Genomic DNA, 17,352 nt, shown 5'->3' with positions numbered 1-17,352 from the left:
GCGTTGAGGCCAGATGCTCTCCTACATCCTCCGTCGCATCGTCGCGACCCTGCCGGTCATGGCAATCGTCGCGCTGTTCGTGTTCAGCCTGCTCTACATTGCGCCGGGTGATCCCGCCGTGGTGATCGCGGGCGACCAGGCGAGCCCGGAGGATGTGGAGCGCATCCGCCAGAGCCTCGGTCTCGATCGTCCCTTCCTGGTCCAGTTCGGAGGCTGGGTCTGGCGCATCCTGCACGGCGATCTCGGCACATCGATCTTCACCAATTTGCCGGTCTCGGCGATGATCGGACAGCGCCTCGGGCCGACGCTGTCGCTGATGATCGTCACGCTGCTGCTCACGATCGTGGTGGCAGTGCCGCTCGGCGTGGTGGCGGCCTGGAAGGCCGGCAGCCTGATCGACCGCGTCATCATGGGCTTTGCCGTGTTCGGATTCTCGCTGCCCGTCTTCGTGGTCGGCTACATGCTCGCCTACATCTTCGCGCTTGAGCTCGAATGGCTGCCGGTGCAGGGCTATACGCCGCTTACGCAAGGCTTCTGGCCGTGGCTCGAGAACCTGATCCTGCCCGCGATCGCGCTCGGCTGCGTCTACATCGCCCTGGTGGCGCGCATCACGCGCGCCGCAATGCTCGAAGTCCTGCAGCAGGACTATATCCGCACTGCGCGTGCCAAGGGCCTCGGGCAGGGCGGCATCCTGTTCATTCACGCGCTGAAGAACGCGGCGGTCCCGATCGTCACCGTGATCGGGATCGGTATCGCGCTGCTGATCGGCGGCGCGGTGGTGACTGAGAGCGTGTTCGCGATTCCCGGCCTCGGCCGGCTCACGATCGATGCCATCCTGCGCCGCGACTATCCCGTCATCCAGGGCATCGTCCTGCTGTTCAGCTTCGTCTACGTCCTCGTCAATCTGATGATCGACGTCATTTATACGCTCGTTGACCCGAGGATCCGCTATTGACCGACACGACCGTCAATCCGCAATCGCTCCCGGCCGGCCTCGTCCTTGCGCCACAACTGCCTGAAATCCTGCGGCCGGTCACGATCCGGCGCGGCTTCATCGGGTTCTTGCGTGGCCATCCGACGGTCGCGATCGGCGGCGCGCTGCTGCTGGCGCTCGTCCTGATCGCGATCTTTGCGCCCTATCTCTGGACGGTCGATCCGACAGCGCTCGCCCCCGCCAAGCGCACCCGGGCGCCGTCGGCCGATTTCTGGTTCGGCACCGACGTGCTCGGCCGCGACATCTACTCGCGCGTGCTGTTCGGTGCGCGGGTCTCGCTCACGGTCGGCCTGTCGGTCGCGATCTTCGCATCCGTGGCCGGCCTTGCCATCGGCATGGTCTCGGGCTTCATCCGCTGGGCCGACGGCATCCTGATGCGGTTCATGGACGGCTTGATGTCGATCCCGCCGATCCTGCTGGCGATCGCGCTGATGGCGCTGACGCGGGGGAGCGTCGGCAACGTCATCCTCGCCATCACCGTCGCCGAGATCCCGCGCGTTTCGCGGCTCGTGCGCAGCGTGGTGCTGTCGCTGCGCGAGCAGCCCTATGTGGATGCCGCGGTCGCCTGCGGCACGCGCACACCGATGATCATCCTCCGTCACATCCTGCCGAATACGCTGGCGCCGATGCTGGTGCAGGCGACCTATATCTGCGCCAGCGCCATGATCACCGAGGCGATCCTGTCCTTCATTGGTGCCGGCACGCCGCCGACCATTCCGTCCTGGGGCAACATCATGGCCGAGGGCCGCGCGCTGTGGCAGGTCAAGCCCTACATCGTGTTCTTTCCGGCGGCCTTCTTGTCTGTCACCGTGCTCGCGGTGAATTTGCTCGGCGACGGCCTTCGCGATGCGCTCGATCCGCGCATGGCTAAGCGTCTCTGACCGGGGCTGATCGCGATGGCGCTGCTCGAAGTCGAAAACCTCCAGACTCATTTCCGCACCCCCGGCGGCATCAACCGCGCGGTGGACGGGGTGTCCTTCCATGTCAACGAGGGCGAGACGCTCGCCATCGTCGGTGAATCCGGCTGCGGCAAGTCGGTGACGTCGATGTCGCTGATGCGGCTGATCCCGGAGCCGCCGGGCAGGATCGCAGGTGCGATCCGCTTTGCAGGGAGAGACCTGCTGCAACTCTCCGATCGCGAGATGCGCGCGATCCGCGGCAACGACATCTCGATGATCTTTCAGGAGCCGATGACCAGCCTCAATCCGGTTCTGACCGTCGGCCGGCAGATCCGCGAGACGCTGATGATCCATCAGGGCCTGGACAAGCAGGCCGCCGAGGCGCACGCGATCGAGATGCTGACGCTGGTCGGCATTCCCGAGCCGAAGCGGCGCGTGCGCGAATATCCGCACCAGCTCTCCGGCGGCATGCGCCAGCGCGTGATGATCGCGATTGCGCTGGCCTGCAATCCGAAGCTTCTCATTGCCGACGAGCCCACCACCGCCCTCGACGTGACGATCCAGGCGCAGATCCTGAAGCTGATGCTGGACCTCAAGCGCCGTGTCGGCGCGGCCATCATCCTGATCACCCACGACCTCGGCGTCGTCGCCGAGATCGCCGAGCGTGTCATGGTGATGTATGCGGGCCGCAAGGTCGAGGAAGCGCCGGTCGCGGAACTGTTCCGCTCGCCGCGTCATCCCTACACGCAAGGCCTGTTAGGTGCGGTGCCGCGGCTCGGCTCGTCGCTCACGGGCACGGCAAGACGGCTCGCCGAAATTCCCGGGCAGGTACCCGATCTCAGAAAGCCGATCACCGGCTGCGTCTTTGCCGGCCGCTGCGCGCTTGCGACCGATCTCTGTCGTCAATATGCGCCGGGGCTCGAAGAGAAGGGCCCTCGTCACGTCGCCGCCTGCCACTACGCGGCCAAGGGAGCTGTCGCGGCATGAGCCCTCCGCTGCTCCAGGTCAACGACCTCAAGAAGCACTTTCCGGTCAAGTCCGGCCTGTTCGGCCGCAAGTCCGAATTCGTCTATGCGGTCGACGGCGTCTCCTTCGAGATCGCACGCGGCGAGACGCTATCGCTGGTCGGCGAGTCCGGCTGCGGCAAGTCGACGGTCGGCCGCGCCATTTTGCGGCTGTTCGACATCACCGCAGGTCAGGTCATCCTCGACGGCCAGCGTATCGACGACGCACATCCGGGCACGATGCGCCAGATGCGCCGGCGCGTGCAGGTGGTGTTCCAGGATCCGTTCTCCAGCCTCAATCCGCGCATGCGCGTGCGCGACATCCTGGCCGAACCAATCCGGAATTTCGGCCTCGCCAAATCCGCCGAGGATCTCGAAGTCCGCGTCACCTCTCTGATGGACACCGTGCGCCTGCCGCGCGAGGCGCTGAACCGCAGGCCGCACGAGTTCTCCGGCGGCCAGCGCCAGCGCATCGGCATCGCGCGGGCGCTCGCGGCCGAGCCCGAGCTGATCGTGTGCGACGAGGCGGTCTCAGCGCTCGACGTCTCGGTCAAGGCGCAGATCGTCAATTTGCTGCAGGATCTCCAGAGCGAGTTCGGCCTAGCGTTGCTGTTCATCAGCCACGACCTCGCGATCGTCGAGCACATGACCCACCGCGTGGCCGTCATGTATCTCGGCAAGATCGTCGAGATAGCGCCGCGCCGAGAGATCTTTGCCGCGCCAAGGCATCCCTACACCAGAGCGCTACTGTCCGCGGTGCCGCTCCCCGAGCCCGGCGCCCAGCGCAATCCCATCATCCTCAAGGGCGACGTGCCGAGCCCGATCAATCCGCCGAAGGGATGCCGCTTCCACACCCGCTGCCCGCTCGTCTTCGATCGCTGCCGGGTCGAAGAGCCGGTGCTTCGCGCAGTTGGGACCGAGCAGTGGGTGGCCTGTCATCTCGAAGACGGAGCTGTGGCGACGAGCGGCTGAAGGGGGAGGTTCGCGTCGGAAATTCGTCAGCAAAAACAACCCCATTCTACTGTGCATGGGGTTGTTTTCGCATTTTTGATTTGGCCGGCCTCAACCCTGCCGGCGCAGGAAGCCCGTGATCGTGACCTTCTCCCAGATGCCGGCCGCGGCAAAGGGGTCGGCACGGTTGAAGGCCTCGACGTCGCCACGGCCGGGCGCCTCGATCAGGAACAGGCTGCCGATCATCGTTTGACCATCGTCGGAGACGAGCGGCCCCGACATCACGATCTTGACGCCGAAGCGCGAGGTGTCGCTCAGGAACGCCTTATGGGCATCGTAATTGGCGAGCCGGGTCGGCAGCGCGCCGGCGCGGTCGACGGCGTGAATGGCGAACAGCATGGTGGTCTCCGTTTCCTAGCTCGGTTCTTGGGACGGCCGCCGCGACGGCCGTCCGAGATTATCGTGAATGCGCTTACTTCGCGCTGAGCTTGCCTGCTTCCTCGAAGGTCGGGCAGGTCCGCTGTTCCAGCGGCACGTCGAAGGGCCCAAAATTGTCCTTGGTGATGACGGTCGGCTTCAGCACGATCTCGCTGATGACCGGCTGGTTGCGCAGGGATCGGATCGCCATCATGGTGCCGAGGCAGCCTTGCGCAAATCCGTTGTAGTCGCCGCTGGCGAGCAGCTTGCCGGACTTGATCGCGTCGATCGCCTCCTTGGTGCCGTTGATGCCGATGACCTGGGCCTTGCGGTTGGCGCCGTCGAGGGCCTCGATCGCGCCGACCGCCATGGCGTCGTTGGCCGCCAGCACGCCGTCGATCTGCGAATTCGACTGCATTAAATTTTCCATGACCTGGAGCGCCTGGAGCCGCTGGTAGTTGCCCGGCTGCGAGGCCAGGAGTTTCGCACCGGGGGTCTCCTTCAGCGCGTCGTTGAATCCGCGGACACGGTCGACATTGGTCAGCGAGCCCTTGACGCCCTCGATGATGACGATGTTGCCCTTGCCGCCCAGCGACTTAAGCAAGTAGCGCGCGGTCTCGAGCCCGAGGCTGTAATCGTCGGCGCCGACGAAGGAGAGGAACTTGCCGCCCGCGGAGCGGTCGGTGATGTTGACGACGGGGATCTTGGCTTCGTTGATCTTCTCGACCCCGGGCACCATCGCCTTGTAGTCGACCGGCGTGAACACGATCGCGCTCGGCTTCTTCACCACGACGTCCTCGATCTGGCTCAGCTGCTCCGGGATCGAATCCGGCTTGGTCGGGATGTATTGCAGCGTCTTGGCGTTCAGCGTCTTCGCCATGTTGTCGGCGCCGACGCGCACCGTCTGGAAGAACGGGTTGGTCTGGTTTTTGGTGAAGACGGCGATGGTCTCGCCGTCGGCACGCACCTCGCTGGTGAGCGCAGCCGCCATCAGCAGCGGCAGCGCAAGGTAAGTCAGTTTCTGTCTCATATTGCCTCCATCCCTCGTTTTGCTTGTTGGATATCGAAAAACACCTACTGCGCGCGGCGGCGGGTCTTCATGTCGAGCCAGACCGCGAGAATGACGATGATGCCTGTCACCAGCGGCTGCCAGTTGGCGCTGACCGAGAGCAGGTTCATGCCGTTCAGCACCAGCGTCAGGATCAGCGCGCCGATGAAGGTGCCGAACACGGTGCCGACGCCGCCGAACAGCGAGGTGCCGCCGATCAGCACGGCCGCGATCGCGGGCAGCGTCAGGCTTTCGCCGATGTCAGCCTCGGCCGAATTGAGCCGCGACAGGAAGATGATCGAGGCAAGTCCGGCCATGGTGCCTGATACCGCGTAGACCAGCAACAGGCGCCGCGCGACTGGGATACCGGAGAGGCGGGCTGCGAGCGGATTGGCGCCGATCGCATAGATCTCCTGGCCCCAGATCGTCCGTTGCGCAAACAGCGTTCCGATCCCGAGGAACACCAGCAGCAGATAGACCGGGATGGGCAGGCCGAACAGATAGCCGCTGCCGATCTGTCGGAAGCCCGCCGGGAAGCCGTGCAGCGTCTCGCCGGCCATGTACCAATAGGTGAGGCCGTTCAGCACCCAGAGCATGCCATAGGTGGCGATGAAGGAGGGGATGCGCAGCGCGGTGACCATGATGCCGTTGAGCAGGCCAACGATGCCGCCGCAGGCAAGCCCGGTGAGGATACCGAGCGCCGGCGAGCCGGTCTTGTGGATCACGGTCCCGGCGATGCAGGCCGACAACGCAACATTGGCGCCGACGGAGAGATCAAGGCCGGCCGTCAGTACCACCAGCGTCAGGCCGGAGGCGATGAAGAAGGTCAGGCTCGCCTGCCGGAGCACGTTGAGGATGTTGCCGAGGCTCAGGAAGGAATCGCTGAGCACGGCCAGCACCGCGCAGATCAAGAGGGCCGCGAGCAGGCGATAGAACACCTGGATCGCGTCCTGCGATAGGAAGGAGCGGGGCGGCATCATCGCCTCTTTCGTGATGTCGGTCATGCCCGGCTCCTGAGTCCATCGAGGAACAGCGCGACGATGACGAGCACACCGACGCTTGCGACCTGCACCGAGGAGGGCAGCGAGATCAGGTTCAACCCGTTGCGCAGCACGCCGACCGAGAGGACGCCGAGCAGGGTACCGAGCAGCCAGCCATTGCCGCGCTCGAACGAGGTGCCGCCGACCGCGACGGCGGCGATGGCATCGAATTCAAGTCCGAGGCCGGCGGTGGGGTGGCCGGAATTCATCCGCGCGGTCATCAACAGGCCCGCGATGCCCGCCATGGCGCCGCCGATCGCGTAGACCGCGATCAAGAGCCGGTTCGGCGAGAGCCCGGCGTAGCGTAGCGCTTCGCGGTTACCACCGAGCGCGAAGATGTAGGTGCCGAAGCGGGTGTGATAGAGCAGGCCGTGAAACGCGGCGTAGGTCACGAGCGCCATCACGATCGGCACGGGCACGCCGAGCAGTGTCGACGAATAGATGTCGCGGACGCTGTGGGGGATGCCGACCACGCTCTGGCCGTCGCTGACGATGAGCGACAGGCCCTGCGCCATGCCGAGCGTACCGAGCGTGGCAACGAAGGGAGGAATGCCCAGGATCGCCACTAGCCAGCCGTTGGCGACGCCGAAGGCCGCGCCGACCAGCAGGCCGGCGCCTAAACCGAGCAGCATCGATTTGGTGGCGAGCGAGACGATCGCGACGCAGAGCGAGGTCAACGTCAGCACCGCGCCCATCGAAAGGTCCAGCCCCTCCGTCATGATGATCAGCGTCATCGGCAGCGCGAGCATGGTCAGGATGGTCGACTGCACCAGCACGTTGGAGAGGTTGGCGACCGACAGGAAGCCGGGGGCGATCGCGCTGAACAGCGTGATCAGGAGCACCAGCACGATGGCAACGCCGGGAATGCGTTGCAGCGGGTTGGGCTGTGAAACGACCGCGGCCTCACGCATGATGCATCCCCAGTCGCACGATGTTCTCCTCGGTCAGTTCGTTGCGGTTCAGGTGGCCGGCGATGCGCCCCTCGCGCATCACATAGGCGCGGTCGCAGACATGGCAGATCTCGACCTGTTCGGACGAGATCATCAGTGCCGCCGCGCCTTCCGCGACCAGGCGGTCGATCAGCGCAAAAATCTCGGACTTGGCGCCGATGTCGATGCCGCGCGTCGGCTCGTCGAAGATGAAGAGCTTTGAGCCGGCCGCCAGCCATTTGCCGATCACGACCTTCTGCTGGTTGCCGCCCGAGAGCAGGCCGACGGTCTGACGCGCACTCGGTGTCGCGATCCTCAATTGCCGGATTAGGGCGTCGGAGGTGCGCTGCGCACCGCGCTGGTCGAACAGCCCGCTCGGGAACAGTTTTCGCAGCGCCGACACCACAAGATTGTCGCTCACCGAGCGCAGCAGCGCGAGGCCCTCGCTCTTGCGGCTCTCTGGGATCAGCGCGATGCCGCGGCGGGCGGCAAGATCAGGCTCGCCCGAGATGGCCTTGCCGTCGAAGATGATCTCGCCCGACGTCACGGGATCGGCGCCGAAGATGGCGCGTGCGACTTCGCTGCGGCCCGAGCCGACCAGGCCGCACAGGCCGACGATCTCGCCCCGGCGCACCTCGATGTTGATGTCGGAGATGCCGGTCGAGGCGGTCAGGCCCTTGACCTCGAGCAGTAGCTCGCCGGGCTTGTCGGCAAAATTGCGCGGATAGGTCATGTCGACGTTGCGGCCGACCATCATGCGGACGAGCTGGTCCGGCGTGACGTCGGCGGGCCGGACGCCGTCGATGCGCCGGCCGTCGCGCAGTACCGTGATGCGATCGCCGAGTGCGAACACTTCGGCCATGCGGTGCGAGATGTAGACTATCGAGACGCCGTCGGCCTTCAGCCGTGCGATCAGGGCAAACAACAGCTCGGTCTCGCGGTCGGACAGCGCCGCGGTCGGCTCATCCATCACGAGGATGCGGGCGTCCTGGCTGATCGCCTTGGCGATCTCGACCATCTGCTGTTGCGCGACGCCGAGCTTATCGACGATGGTGGAGGGATCGATGTCGAAGCCGATGGTGTCGAGCACGCGCTTTGCGTCAGCCAGGATCTTGCGGCGGTCGATGGTGCCGGGGATGTGGCCTTTGGGCTCGCGGCCGAGAAAGATGTTCTGTGCGATATCAAGATAGGGGACCAGCGAGAATTCCTGGAAGATCACGGCAATGCCGAGCTTCTGCGCATCCGCGGTCGAGGAGATCGCGACCTTCTTGCCCTCATAGTAGAACTCGCCGGCGTCGGCGCGGTAGGCACCGCACAGCACCTTCATCAGGCTCGACTTGCCGGCGCCGTTCTCCCCCAGCAGCATGTGGACTTCGCCGGGGTAGACGGCAAAGGACACGTCATCCAGCGCCTTGACGCCGGGAAACTCCTTGCTGATGCCGCGCAGTTCCAGCAACGGCGTGGGCGAAGTAACTTCGATGGGGAGCGCGTCACTCATACCTTGGCTCCGCCTGAAAAGATCTTTCCGGGATTCATGAGACCATTCGGATCGAGCGCGACCTTGATGGATCGCATCACATCGACGGCTTCGCCGAGCTCGTCGGTGAGATAGCCGATCTTGCCGAGTCCGATGCCGTGCTCGCCGGTGCAGGTTCCGTCCATGGCGATGGCGCGGGCGACCATGCGGGCCTGCAGCGCCTTGGCGCCTTCGGTCTCCTCGGGCTTTGCGGGGTCGATCAGGATCAGCATGTGGAAATTGCCGTCGCCGACATGGCCGACGATCGGCGCGGTAAAGCCGTGCTGGTCGGCGTCACGCCGTGTCTCGGTGAGGCATTCCGCCAGCCGCGAGATCGGCACACAGACATCGGTAATCATGGCGCGTGCGCCGGGCCGGAGGCCCAGGCCCGCATAGAGCGTGTTGTCGCGGGCGTGCCAGAGCCGGCTGCGGTCTTCCGGCGCCTTGGCCCAGGCAAATTCGTGGCCGCCATGGTCGGCCGCGATCGCCTGTGCCGCCTCGGCCTGCTCGGCGACGGATGTCTCGGAGCCGTGGAATTCGAAGAACAGGGTGGGGGCTTCGCGGTAGCCGAGCTTGGCGTAGGCATTGATGCCGCGCATCATGACGTCGTCGAGCAGCTCGATGCGCGCCACGGGGATCGCGCACTGGATCACGGAGATCGCGGTATCGACGGCGTCGTGCAGGGTGTCGAAGCTGCAGACCGCGGCCGAGATCGCCTGCGGGACGGGGTGCACCTTCAGCGTGATTTCGGTGATGATTCCGAGCGTGCCCTCCGCGCCGACGAACATGCGCGTCAGGTCGTAGCCGGCCGCCGACTTGCGTGCGCGCTTCGCGGTCCGGATCACGCGGCCGTCGGCCAGCACCACCTCGAGCGCCATGACATTGTCCTTCATCGTGCCATAGCGCACCGCCATAGTGCCGGAGGCGCGCGTGGAGGCCATGCCGCCAATCGAGGCGTCGGCGCCGGGGTCGATCGGGAAAAGCAGGCCGGTATTGCGCAGCTCTGCATTGAGCTGCTTGCGGGTAATGCCGGGCTGCACCACGACATCCATGTCGCTGTCGTGCACGCTGAGCACCTTGTTCATGCGCGCGAAGTCGAAGCAGACGCCGCCCGCGACCGAGGCCGCATTGCCTTCGAGCGAGGTGCCGGCGCCGAACGGGACGATCGGCATGCCCGCGCTCGCGCACAGCTTGACGATCTCCGCGACCTCCTGCGTGGTCTCAGGGAAGACGACGATGTCAGGCGGCAAATTGCGATAATGCGACTCGCTCTGCCCGTGCTGATCGAGCACGCCGCGCGCAACGCTCGCGCGCGGGCCGATCATGCCCGTGAGGCGCTCGGCCAAGATGCTCGTGCTGACCCGCGGTCCCATCCTCAGCTCCCGTCTGCTCCCTGTTGCCGGACTCTTGCTGGTCCGTCGCCGCTCTAGCTTAAGCGGCTCTTGCGTTGCTCGCGACCTGCTTCAGGCCGAAATCATAGTTGAGATGGAAATACTCGCTGTCCACCATGCGACCATCCGGCGCACGGCCGGCCGGATGCCTGGTGAATTCGCGGATCAGGCTGTCTTTGACGCCGAACACAACGTCCGAGTCGAGATACTGGTCGCCGGCGACGAACACGTGTGTCACGAGCTGCTCGAAGCCGGGCGCGGAAATCATGAAATGCACATGCGCGGGGCGCCAGGGATGGCGGCCCTGCGCCTCCAGCATCTCGCCGACCGGGCCGTCATGCGGAACGGGATAGGCGGCCGGCTTGATCGACCAGAAATGGAATCTGCCGTTGGCGTCGGTGTGGAAGCGCGCGCGCATCGCGAGATCGCCAATGGCATCGAGCTGCTGCACGTCGTAATAACCATCATCGTCGGAGTGCCAGACGTCGACGACGGCACCCACGAGCGGCTTGCCGTCGACGGTCGACACCGAGCCGGTGACCAGCATCGGTTCACCCTCCATCGGACCGGAGATATCCGCGCCGCTGTCCTTCTCCGGCGCGGCCTGGACGAAGAACGGGCCGAGCACCGTGGTTTCGGTCGCGCCCTCCGGCACCGGATGGTTGATCGCGTCGACCAGCATGGAGACGCCGAGCGTATCCGACAGCAGGATGAACTCCTGGCGCTTGTCGTCGCACATGTGGCCGGTGCGGGTCAGGAAATCGATGCCGAATTCCCATTCCTTCTGGGTCGGACGGATCTCGCGGACGAAGGCATGAAGGTGGCGCACCAGCGCTTCGCTGACCTGCTTGATGCGCGGATCGGTTGCGTCCTTGATCCGCTCCAGCACGGCGTCGGTGATCGTGTTCTCGTTGAAATTGCGCATATGTGTCTTCCGCCGATCAGAGTTTAGGCTCGCCGAGCCCGGACAGCCGTTCGAGGTGCTTGACCGTCGCGATGAAGTCGGTGTCGCCGTCGCCTTTCGCGACCAGCGAGCCATAGGTTTCGCGGACTTGGGCCGCGAGCTGCAACGGCACGCCGACGGCATGGCCGGCACCCAGGATCAGGTCGAGATCCTTGGCCATCTGCTTGCAGGAGAAGGTGGACTCGAAATCGCGGGTTCGTAGCGGCGCGGTCTTGTATTTCACCATCGGCGAGGCAACCGCGCTGTCGTCGAGCACCTTCAAGATGTCCTGCCAGGCGATGCCGCCCTTGCGCGCCAGCGCCAGGCTCTCCGCCATCATCGCCGCCGACACCGCGATCATCAGATTGACCGAGAGTTTCGCGTAACGGGCTTCCTCGGCCGGCCCGAGATAGGTCTGCGCGCGGGTGAAGGTGGCGAACAGCGGCTTTGCATTTTCGAAGGCTTCATTCGGCCCCGAGACGAAGCAGGTCAAGGCGCCGGTATGAACTATGCTGGCATTGCCGGAGACCGGTGCGCGCAGATAGGCAATCCCGCGGGCGTGTGCCGCGGCGGCAACTTCAGTGGAAGCCTCGACACTGACAGTGCTGGTTTCGATCAAACTGGCGCCTGGCGCCATCGCGGCGATGACGCCGGTGGGGCCGAGCAGGGCGCCGCGCAACGCGACGTCGTCGGGCAGGGAGGTGACGACAGCCGCCTTGCCGCTCACGGCCTCGGCCGGCGATGCGGCAATCGCAATACCTTGCGCGCGTGCCTCGTTGATCCGCGCCGCGCTCTGGTCGAATGCGGTGACAGCAAAACCGGCCTTGGCGACGAGCGCCGACATCGGCAGACCCATCTTGCCGATCCCGACGAAAGCGATGTTTTTCGAGGTGTCTGTCATTGTTGTTTTGTTGTCCGTTGGCGCCTTCAGGCGGCGCGTCCCTGTCGTTCAATGTCCTGCACCAGCCGCCGGCCGGATTGCGCCAGCAGCTCTTTCTTCGTTCCCAACCCGTCAACCAGCAACTGGCCATTTCGCTTCTTCCAGTCGCCGCCGATCATGACGGCCTCGATGTTGGCGAGGCTCGTCTGCATCACAACGGTGGCGACGGGATCATGCACCGGGAAGAGATTGAGATCGGAGGCGTTGATGATGACGAGGTCGGCAAGTTTGCCCGGTGTCAGCGAGCCGATCTGATGTTCGCGGCCGAGCATGCGAGCGCCTTCCGTCGTGATCCAGCGCAACGCTTCGCGTACGGGAATCGTGGTCGTTGCGGGGATGGTGCCACTGGTCTTGCGGGACTCCGCATTGTCGAGTGACCGCTGCATCGAGAGCGCAACGCGTGCGGCGGAGAACAGGTCGCCGGCCAGGATGGATTCGAGGTCAATGCCGATGGTCGGCCGAACACCACGCTTGAGCAGCCGCCCTGTGATCGGAAAACCGTGGCCCTGGATCATCTCGTTCTCGGGCGTCACCGAGAAGGAGACGCCGAGATCGACCATTTTGTCGAGGAGATCATCAGGCAGGTCGTTGCCATGGACGATGTTGACACCCGCGCCGACGAGCCCGGCCTCGATCAGCTTCTCCCAGCCACCGGGCGTCTTGGCCGGACCGCCGCCCTGATGCATCGATGCGATCAACTTGAGCTCGCGCGCCATGCGGAAGTCGTGCATGGCGACGTCGAGCGTCGAATAATGTGGGCCAAGGATCGCAAGGCCCAGCGTGACAAGGCCGTCGTGGTCGGCGAGGGGACCCGCGAGCAGCCGCTCGACCTCGCGTCGCGGATGCGGGACTTCCGAGAAATGCGGCTCTCCGGGCTTTGGTTCCGGTTTTGGCGAGCCATGGAAGAACGCGGCGCGAATGCCGCTCTCGATCAGGCCGCGCACGGCGGCGTCGGTATGATCAGGCGTCGGATTGTTGTGGCACCAATCGACCAGCGTGGTGGTGCCGCAATTGATCTGGTTCAGCGCGCCGACCAGCGTCGCGATATGGATGTCCTCGGGACGGAATACGGTCGCGAGGCCGGAATGCATGCGGCGGAAATATTCCAGCAGGGTCCAGTTCGCGGCATAGCCGCGCAGGCCCGTCTGCCAAGTGTGCATATGCGCGTTGATCAGGCCGGGAATGACGATGCGGCCATTGCCGTCGACGATCTCCGTGTCGGCCGCGACGTCGATCGATGGCCGCACGTCGGCGATACGGTTGCCCTCGATGAGCACGTCGCCGGTGCCGAGGTCGCCGATCGCATCATCCATGCTGATGACGGTCGCGGATCTGATCAGCGTGCGCCGCATGGTCTCACGTCGCCGTTTTGACAGCGCCCGGCGGCTCGCCGGCCCAGGCGCGCGCGATCAGGTCGCGGATGGCGCCGCGATCGAGCGGGCGCGGATTCCAATAGGCGTTGGTGACGGCAAGATCAGCCGCCTTGTCGATGCCGCTTTCGGGCATGCCGATATCGCGCAGCGCCGTCTTCGCACCCAGCCGCTTCGCAAGTTCGAAAAGTCCCTGCGATGCATTGGCGGCGCCGATTGCGCGCGAGATGCGTGCCATCGCGTCGGGCACGGCTGGCGCGTTGTAGGCCAGCGCATGCGGCAGCACGATGGTGTGGGTCTCGGCGTGCGGCAGGTCGAAGGTTCCGCCGAGCGTGTGGCAGAGCTTGTGATGCAGCGCCATGCCGACGGTGCCCAGGCAAACACCGCACAGCCAAGCGCCGTAAAGCGCTTCGGTGCGAGCTTCGCGGTCGTCGCTTTTGGCGGCGATGGCGGGCAGGGCGCGCGCCAGTGCGCGGATGCCTTCTTCCGCCATCAGCGACGTCACGGGATTGGTGTCGCGCGCGTAAAGCGCTTCCACCGCGTGGGCGATCGCGTTGATGCCTGATGTCGCGGCGAGACCCGCCGGCAGCGTCAAAGTGAGATCGACATCGTAGATCACGGTCTCCGGCAGGATAGCCGCATCGCGCACGGTGGTCTTCAGGCCGTTCTCGGTCTGGCCGACGATCGGCGTCATCTCCGAGCCGGCATAGGTGGTGGGAATGCAGAGCTGGTTGATTCCGGTGCGCAAGGCCAGCGCCTTGCCAAGGCCAGTGGTCGAGCCGCCGCCGAGCGAGACGACGCAGTCAGCCTCGCACGCCTTCATCGCCGCGAGCGCACGCTCCGTGACCTCGACCGGCGTGTGCATGGTGGCGCCGGGAAATATGCCGGCATAGAGCGAGCCGAGCGCCGCCCCAAGGCTCTTGCCCTGCGCCTCCTGCTGCGGTGTCGTCAGCACAAGCGCGCGCTTGCCGCCGAGCCGCTCGACCTCGGCCTTGGCGGAGCCAAGCGTTCCGCTGCCGAAGACGACGCGGCAGGGCAGGTTTTCAAAGGTGAACGAACCGATCATGCGCCGGTCTCTTTGATGGGATAATCGACCTGGAAGCGCCCGATCCGCAAGTCGCCAAGCGCCTCGCGCACGCGCAGATGTTCCGGATGGTTGGCATAGGCCGAGAGCGCGGCCTGGTCGGTAAATTCGGAGAACAAAACGACGTCGCAGGCGTAATCCACCGCGCTGACATCAACGCCGACTTCGATATGGGTGAGGCCGTCGATCTGGCCCTTGAGGCCCTCGAACAGGGTCTTGACCTTGACCCGGGCGGCGGAGCGCTCCTCGGGGCTTTCCCCGCGCAACCGCCACATCACGATGTGCCTGATCGGGCCCGACATTTCCTGATTTCCTCGCCTGCGATTATGTCTCGTTGTGGCTATTTTGCCTTGCAGAAAACGGAAATAAAGGCCAAAATTTGTAAGTCTCTTTTCCTCTTTTCGCAAAAATGGACCGTCTGCTCCAACTCGAAGTCTTCTCCAAAACCGCTGAGCTCGGCAGCCTTTCCAAGGCGGCCGAAATCCTGCGGATGTCGAACGCGGCCGCCAGCCGCCACCTCAGCGCGCTAGAGGAGCGGCTCGCAGTCCGGCTGATCGAACGCAACACGCGTCGGCTATGGCTGACGGAGGCAGGGCAGGAGCTCTTGCAGCGCTGCGGCACATTGTTGAACGAGCTCGCCGAAGCCGAGGATGCCGTCTCCGACCGCGCGCTGTCGCCGAGGGGCATGCTGCGCGTGACGAGCTCGCTGTCCTTTGCGATGATCTATCTCGCGCCGATGCTGCCCGCCTTCCGCGCGCTCTATCCTGATCTCAGCGTGCAGATCATCAGTGCGAACCGCTATCTGGACTTCATCGAGGCCGGCATCGACGTGGCGATCCGCACGCGCGAGCACGAACCGGATTCCAACATCATCGTCCGCCGCATCGGCCAGATGCACCGCGTGCTCGCGGCGGCGCCGTCATATCTGGAGAAGCACGGCCGGCCGGAGCACCCTGCCGATCTCGCCCGCCACAACATGCTGATCTACAATCTCGCCAACGATCCCTATTCGCTGCGGCTCAGCCAGGGCAGCACGACGCAGACGGTGCGGATCGCGCCGACGCTCGACAGCAATGATGGCCAGATCATCTGCGGTGCGGCACGCGCGGGGCTCGGCATCCTGATCCAGCCGCTTTACATCGTGCAGAGCGATATCGCGGCCGGCCGGCTGGTGCCTGTCCTGATGGGCTGGGAGCTGCCGCTGCTCACCATGAACATCGCCTATCAAAACCGCGTCCGGCTGCCCGCCAAGATCAGGGTGTTTTCCGACTTCCTGGTCAGCCATATCCGTGAGCATTCGAAGCCGGGGATCTGGATCGACGCGGCGAAGTGAGCGGAAGCAGTCATGTATCTCGGCATCGATCTCGGTACCTCCGCAGTCAAGACCGTTCTCGTCGACGGTGCCCAGCGCGTGATTGCAAGTGAGAGCCGGCCGCTGACGATCACCTCGCCGCAATCAGGTTATTCCGAGCAGGATCCCGCGCAGTGGATCGAGGCGACCTTTGCCACGCTTGATGCCCTGAAGGTATCGCACGGAAAAGAGCTCGCGGCAGTCGAAGGCATAGGGCTGTCCGGCCAGATGCATGGCGCCACGCTGCTCGATGCGAGTTCGAGGCCGCTGCGGCCCTGCATCCTCTGGAACGACGGACGCGCCGCCGCCGAGTGTCGCGTCCTGGAGCAGCGCTGGCCCGCCTTGCGTGCCGTGACGGGCAATAAGGCGATGCCGGGATTCACCGCGCCAAAACTGCTCTGGATCGCGAGGCACGAGCCTGAAATTTTCGCAGCGACGAAATTGGTGCTGCTGCCAAAGGCCTATCTGCGCCTGGTATTATCAGGCGAGGCCGTCGAGGACGTTTCGGACGCGTCGGGATCGCTGTGGCTCGACGCCGCGCGCCGGGACTGGTCGGATGCAGCGCTCGCCGCGACTGGACTGTCGCGCGAGCACATGCCGCGTCTGGTCGAGGGATGCGCGCCTGCAACGACGCTGCGCAGCGAGCTCGCGCGACGCTGGGGTATGACCCGGCAGCCGGTGATCGCGGGCGGCGCTGGCGACAATCCGGCGGGCGCCGTCGGCATCGGTGCGATCCAGCCGGGAACCGCGTTCGTATCTTTGGGAACCTCGGGTGCCCTGCTGGCGCCGACCAGTACAATCGCCGCCAATCCGGACCGGGCGGTGCATACGTTCTGCCACGCCATTCCCGGCATGTGGATTCAAGCCGGCGCGATCCTGTCGGCTGCTTCCTGCCTTGCCTGGGCCGCGCGCCTGTTCGGCGTCACCGAAGCCGAGTTGCTGGCGCCGCTTGGATCGCATCCACAGGCGCCGTCGCCGGTGAGCTTCCTGCCGTATCTCGCGGGTGAGCGGACGCCGCACGACGATTCCGTCGTGCGCGGCATGCTCGATGGTTTGAGCCATGGCACCGATCGCGGGGCGATCGTGCAGGCGGTGCTCGAGGGCGTTGCCTTTGCACTGGCCGATTGCCGCGACGCGCTCGCCGATGCTGGCATTGTGATTACGGAAGCCGATGCTATTGGCGGTGGTTCACGGTCCGGCTTCTGGCTCACGGTGCTGGCGAACGTGCTGAATGTTCCGATCCATCGCTTCGCCGGAGGTGAGACCGGCGCCGCGTTCGGTGCGGCAAGATTAGGGCGACTTGCTGTCACCGGTGAGGCGATTGCCGCCGTGTGCACGCGACCGCAGCGCATCGAGACGTTCGAACCTGACACCGGGCTGACTGATGCTTATGCCGAACGGCTTCCCGCGTGGCGCGAACTGTATCGGCCCCGCCACTAGCATCGCCTCGATGCTACATTCCCGTCTGTTCGGTA

17 protein-coding genes are annotated in these 17,352 nt (G+C 65.1%); 6 read left to right on the top strand and 11 right to left on the bottom strand.

Annotated features, from left to right (window positions below; genetic code table 11):
- The first annotated feature begins 13 nt into the window (after positions 1–13).
- The 4 genes from RAD10_RS20785 to RAD10_RS20770 are packed head-to-tail and all read left to right on the top strand — an operon-like array spanning position 14 to position 3,869.
- Complete coding sequence (locus tag RAD10_RS20785; RefSeq protein ID WP_028142475.1) at positions 14–955, top strand: ABC transporter permease; 942 nt, start codon at positions 14–16, stop codon at positions 953–955.
- Positions 952–1,875 carry an ABC transporter permease gene (locus tag RAD10_RS20780; protein ID WP_461619036.1) on the top strand — a complete coding sequence of 308 codons (924 nt, stop codon included), beginning with the start codon at positions 952–954 and terminating at the stop codon, positions 1,873–1,875. The genes RAD10_RS20785 and RAD10_RS20780 overlap by 4 nt, the downstream gene beginning before the upstream one ends.
- Before the next feature lie 15 nt (positions 1,876–1,890).
- A complete protein-coding gene (locus tag RAD10_RS20775) occupies positions 1,891–2,880 on the top strand; it encodes an ABC transporter ATP-binding protein (RefSeq protein WP_442547257.1) in 990 nt (329 codons plus the stop codon).
- Positions 2,877–3,869, top strand: a complete 993-nt coding sequence (locus tag RAD10_RS20770) for an ABC transporter ATP-binding protein (RefSeq protein ID WP_028142478.1) — start codon at positions 2,877–2,879, stop codon at positions 3,867–3,869. The genes RAD10_RS20775 and RAD10_RS20770 overlap by 4 nt, the downstream gene beginning before the upstream one ends.
- A 90-nt stretch (positions 3,870–3,959) precedes the next feature.
- Here the strand turns inward: RAD10_RS20770 and RAD10_RS20765 are convergent, their stop codons facing one another.
- The 11 genes from RAD10_RS20765 to RAD10_RS20715 all read right to left on the bottom strand — a co-directional run bounded on the left by RAD10_RS20765 (position 3,960) and on the right by RAD10_RS20715 (position 14,828).
- A complete protein-coding gene (locus tag RAD10_RS20765) occupies positions 3,960–4,247 on the bottom strand; it encodes a YciI family protein (protein WP_038970499.1) in 288 nt (95 codons plus the stop codon).
- 73 nt (positions 4,248–4,320) lie between these two features.
- Positions 4,321–5,295 (bottom strand): sugar ABC transporter substrate-binding protein, encoded by a 975-nt coding sequence (locus RAD10_RS20760; RefSeq protein WP_461619035.1) that lies wholly within the window; start codon positions 5,293–5,295, stop codon positions 4,321–4,323.
- Between the two features lie 44 nt (positions 5,296–5,339).
- Positions 5,340–6,317 (bottom strand): ABC transporter permease, encoded by a 978-nt coding sequence (locus RAD10_RS20755; RefSeq protein ID WP_461619034.1) that lies wholly within the window; start codon positions 6,315–6,317, stop codon positions 5,340–5,342.
- Complete coding sequence (locus tag RAD10_RS20750) at positions 6,314–7,264, bottom strand: ABC transporter permease (protein ID WP_461619033.1); 951 nt, start codon at positions 7,262–7,264, stop codon at positions 6,314–6,316. Before RAD10_RS20750 ends, RAD10_RS20755 begins: the two co-directional genes overlap by 4 nt.
- Complete coding sequence (locus RAD10_RS20745; protein WP_461619032.1) at positions 7,257–8,780, bottom strand: sugar ABC transporter ATP-binding protein; 1,524 nt, start codon at positions 8,778–8,780, stop codon at positions 7,257–7,259. The genes RAD10_RS20750 and RAD10_RS20745 overlap by 8 nt, the downstream gene beginning before the upstream one ends.
- Positions 8,777–10,171, bottom strand: coding sequence for an FAD-linked oxidase C-terminal domain-containing protein (locus RAD10_RS20740; RefSeq protein ID WP_461619031.1), 1,395 nt, complete (start codon positions 10,169–10,171; stop codon positions 8,777–8,779). Before RAD10_RS20740 ends, RAD10_RS20745 begins: the two co-directional genes overlap by 4 nt.
- Before the next feature lie 58 nt (positions 10,172–10,229).
- Entirely contained in the window at positions 10,230–11,114 is an 885-nt protein-coding gene (locus RAD10_RS20735; protein WP_461619030.1) for an intradiol ring-cleavage dioxygenase, read from the bottom strand.
- 16 nt (positions 11,115–11,130) lie between these two features.
- A complete protein-coding gene (locus RAD10_RS20730; RefSeq protein WP_461619029.1) occupies positions 11,131–12,033 on the bottom strand; it encodes an NAD(P)-dependent oxidoreductase in 903 nt (300 codons plus the stop codon).
- Positions 12,034–12,059: 26 nt separating this feature from the next.
- Positions 12,060–13,424 carry an amidohydrolase family protein gene (locus RAD10_RS20725; RefSeq protein ID WP_461619028.1) on the bottom strand — a complete coding sequence of 455 codons (1,365 nt, stop codon included), beginning with the start codon at positions 13,422–13,424 and terminating at the stop codon, positions 12,060–12,062.
- 4 nt (positions 13,425–13,428) lie between these two features.
- Complete coding sequence (locus RAD10_RS20720; RefSeq protein WP_461619027.1) at positions 13,429–14,508, bottom strand: maleylacetate reductase; 1,080 nt, start codon at positions 14,506–14,508, stop codon at positions 13,429–13,431.
- A complete protein-coding gene (locus tag RAD10_RS20715) occupies positions 14,505–14,828 on the bottom strand; it encodes a Dabb family protein (RefSeq protein WP_461619026.1) in 324 nt (107 codons plus the stop codon). Before RAD10_RS20715 ends, RAD10_RS20720 begins: the two co-directional genes overlap by 4 nt.
- Before the next feature lie 107 nt (positions 14,829–14,935).
- On the opposite strand from RAD10_RS20715, the gene RAD10_RS20710 reads away from it, so the two are divergent.
- Positions 14,936–15,859, top strand: coding sequence for a LysR family transcriptional regulator (locus tag RAD10_RS20710; RefSeq protein ID WP_461619025.1), 924 nt, complete (start codon positions 14,936–14,938; stop codon positions 15,857–15,859).
- A gap of 12 nt (positions 15,860–15,871) precedes the next feature.
- Positions 15,872–17,317, top strand: coding sequence for a xylulokinase (gene xylB, locus RAD10_RS20705; RefSeq protein WP_461619024.1), 1,446 nt, complete (start codon positions 15,872–15,874; stop codon positions 17,315–17,317).
- The last annotated feature ends 35 nt before the right edge of the window (positions 17,318–17,352 follow it).

Source organism: Bradyrhizobium sp. 23AC, from assembly GCF_054863025.1.
Note: the sequence above shows the minus strand (reverse complement) of the source record. Positions and strands in the feature narration are given on the sequence as shown.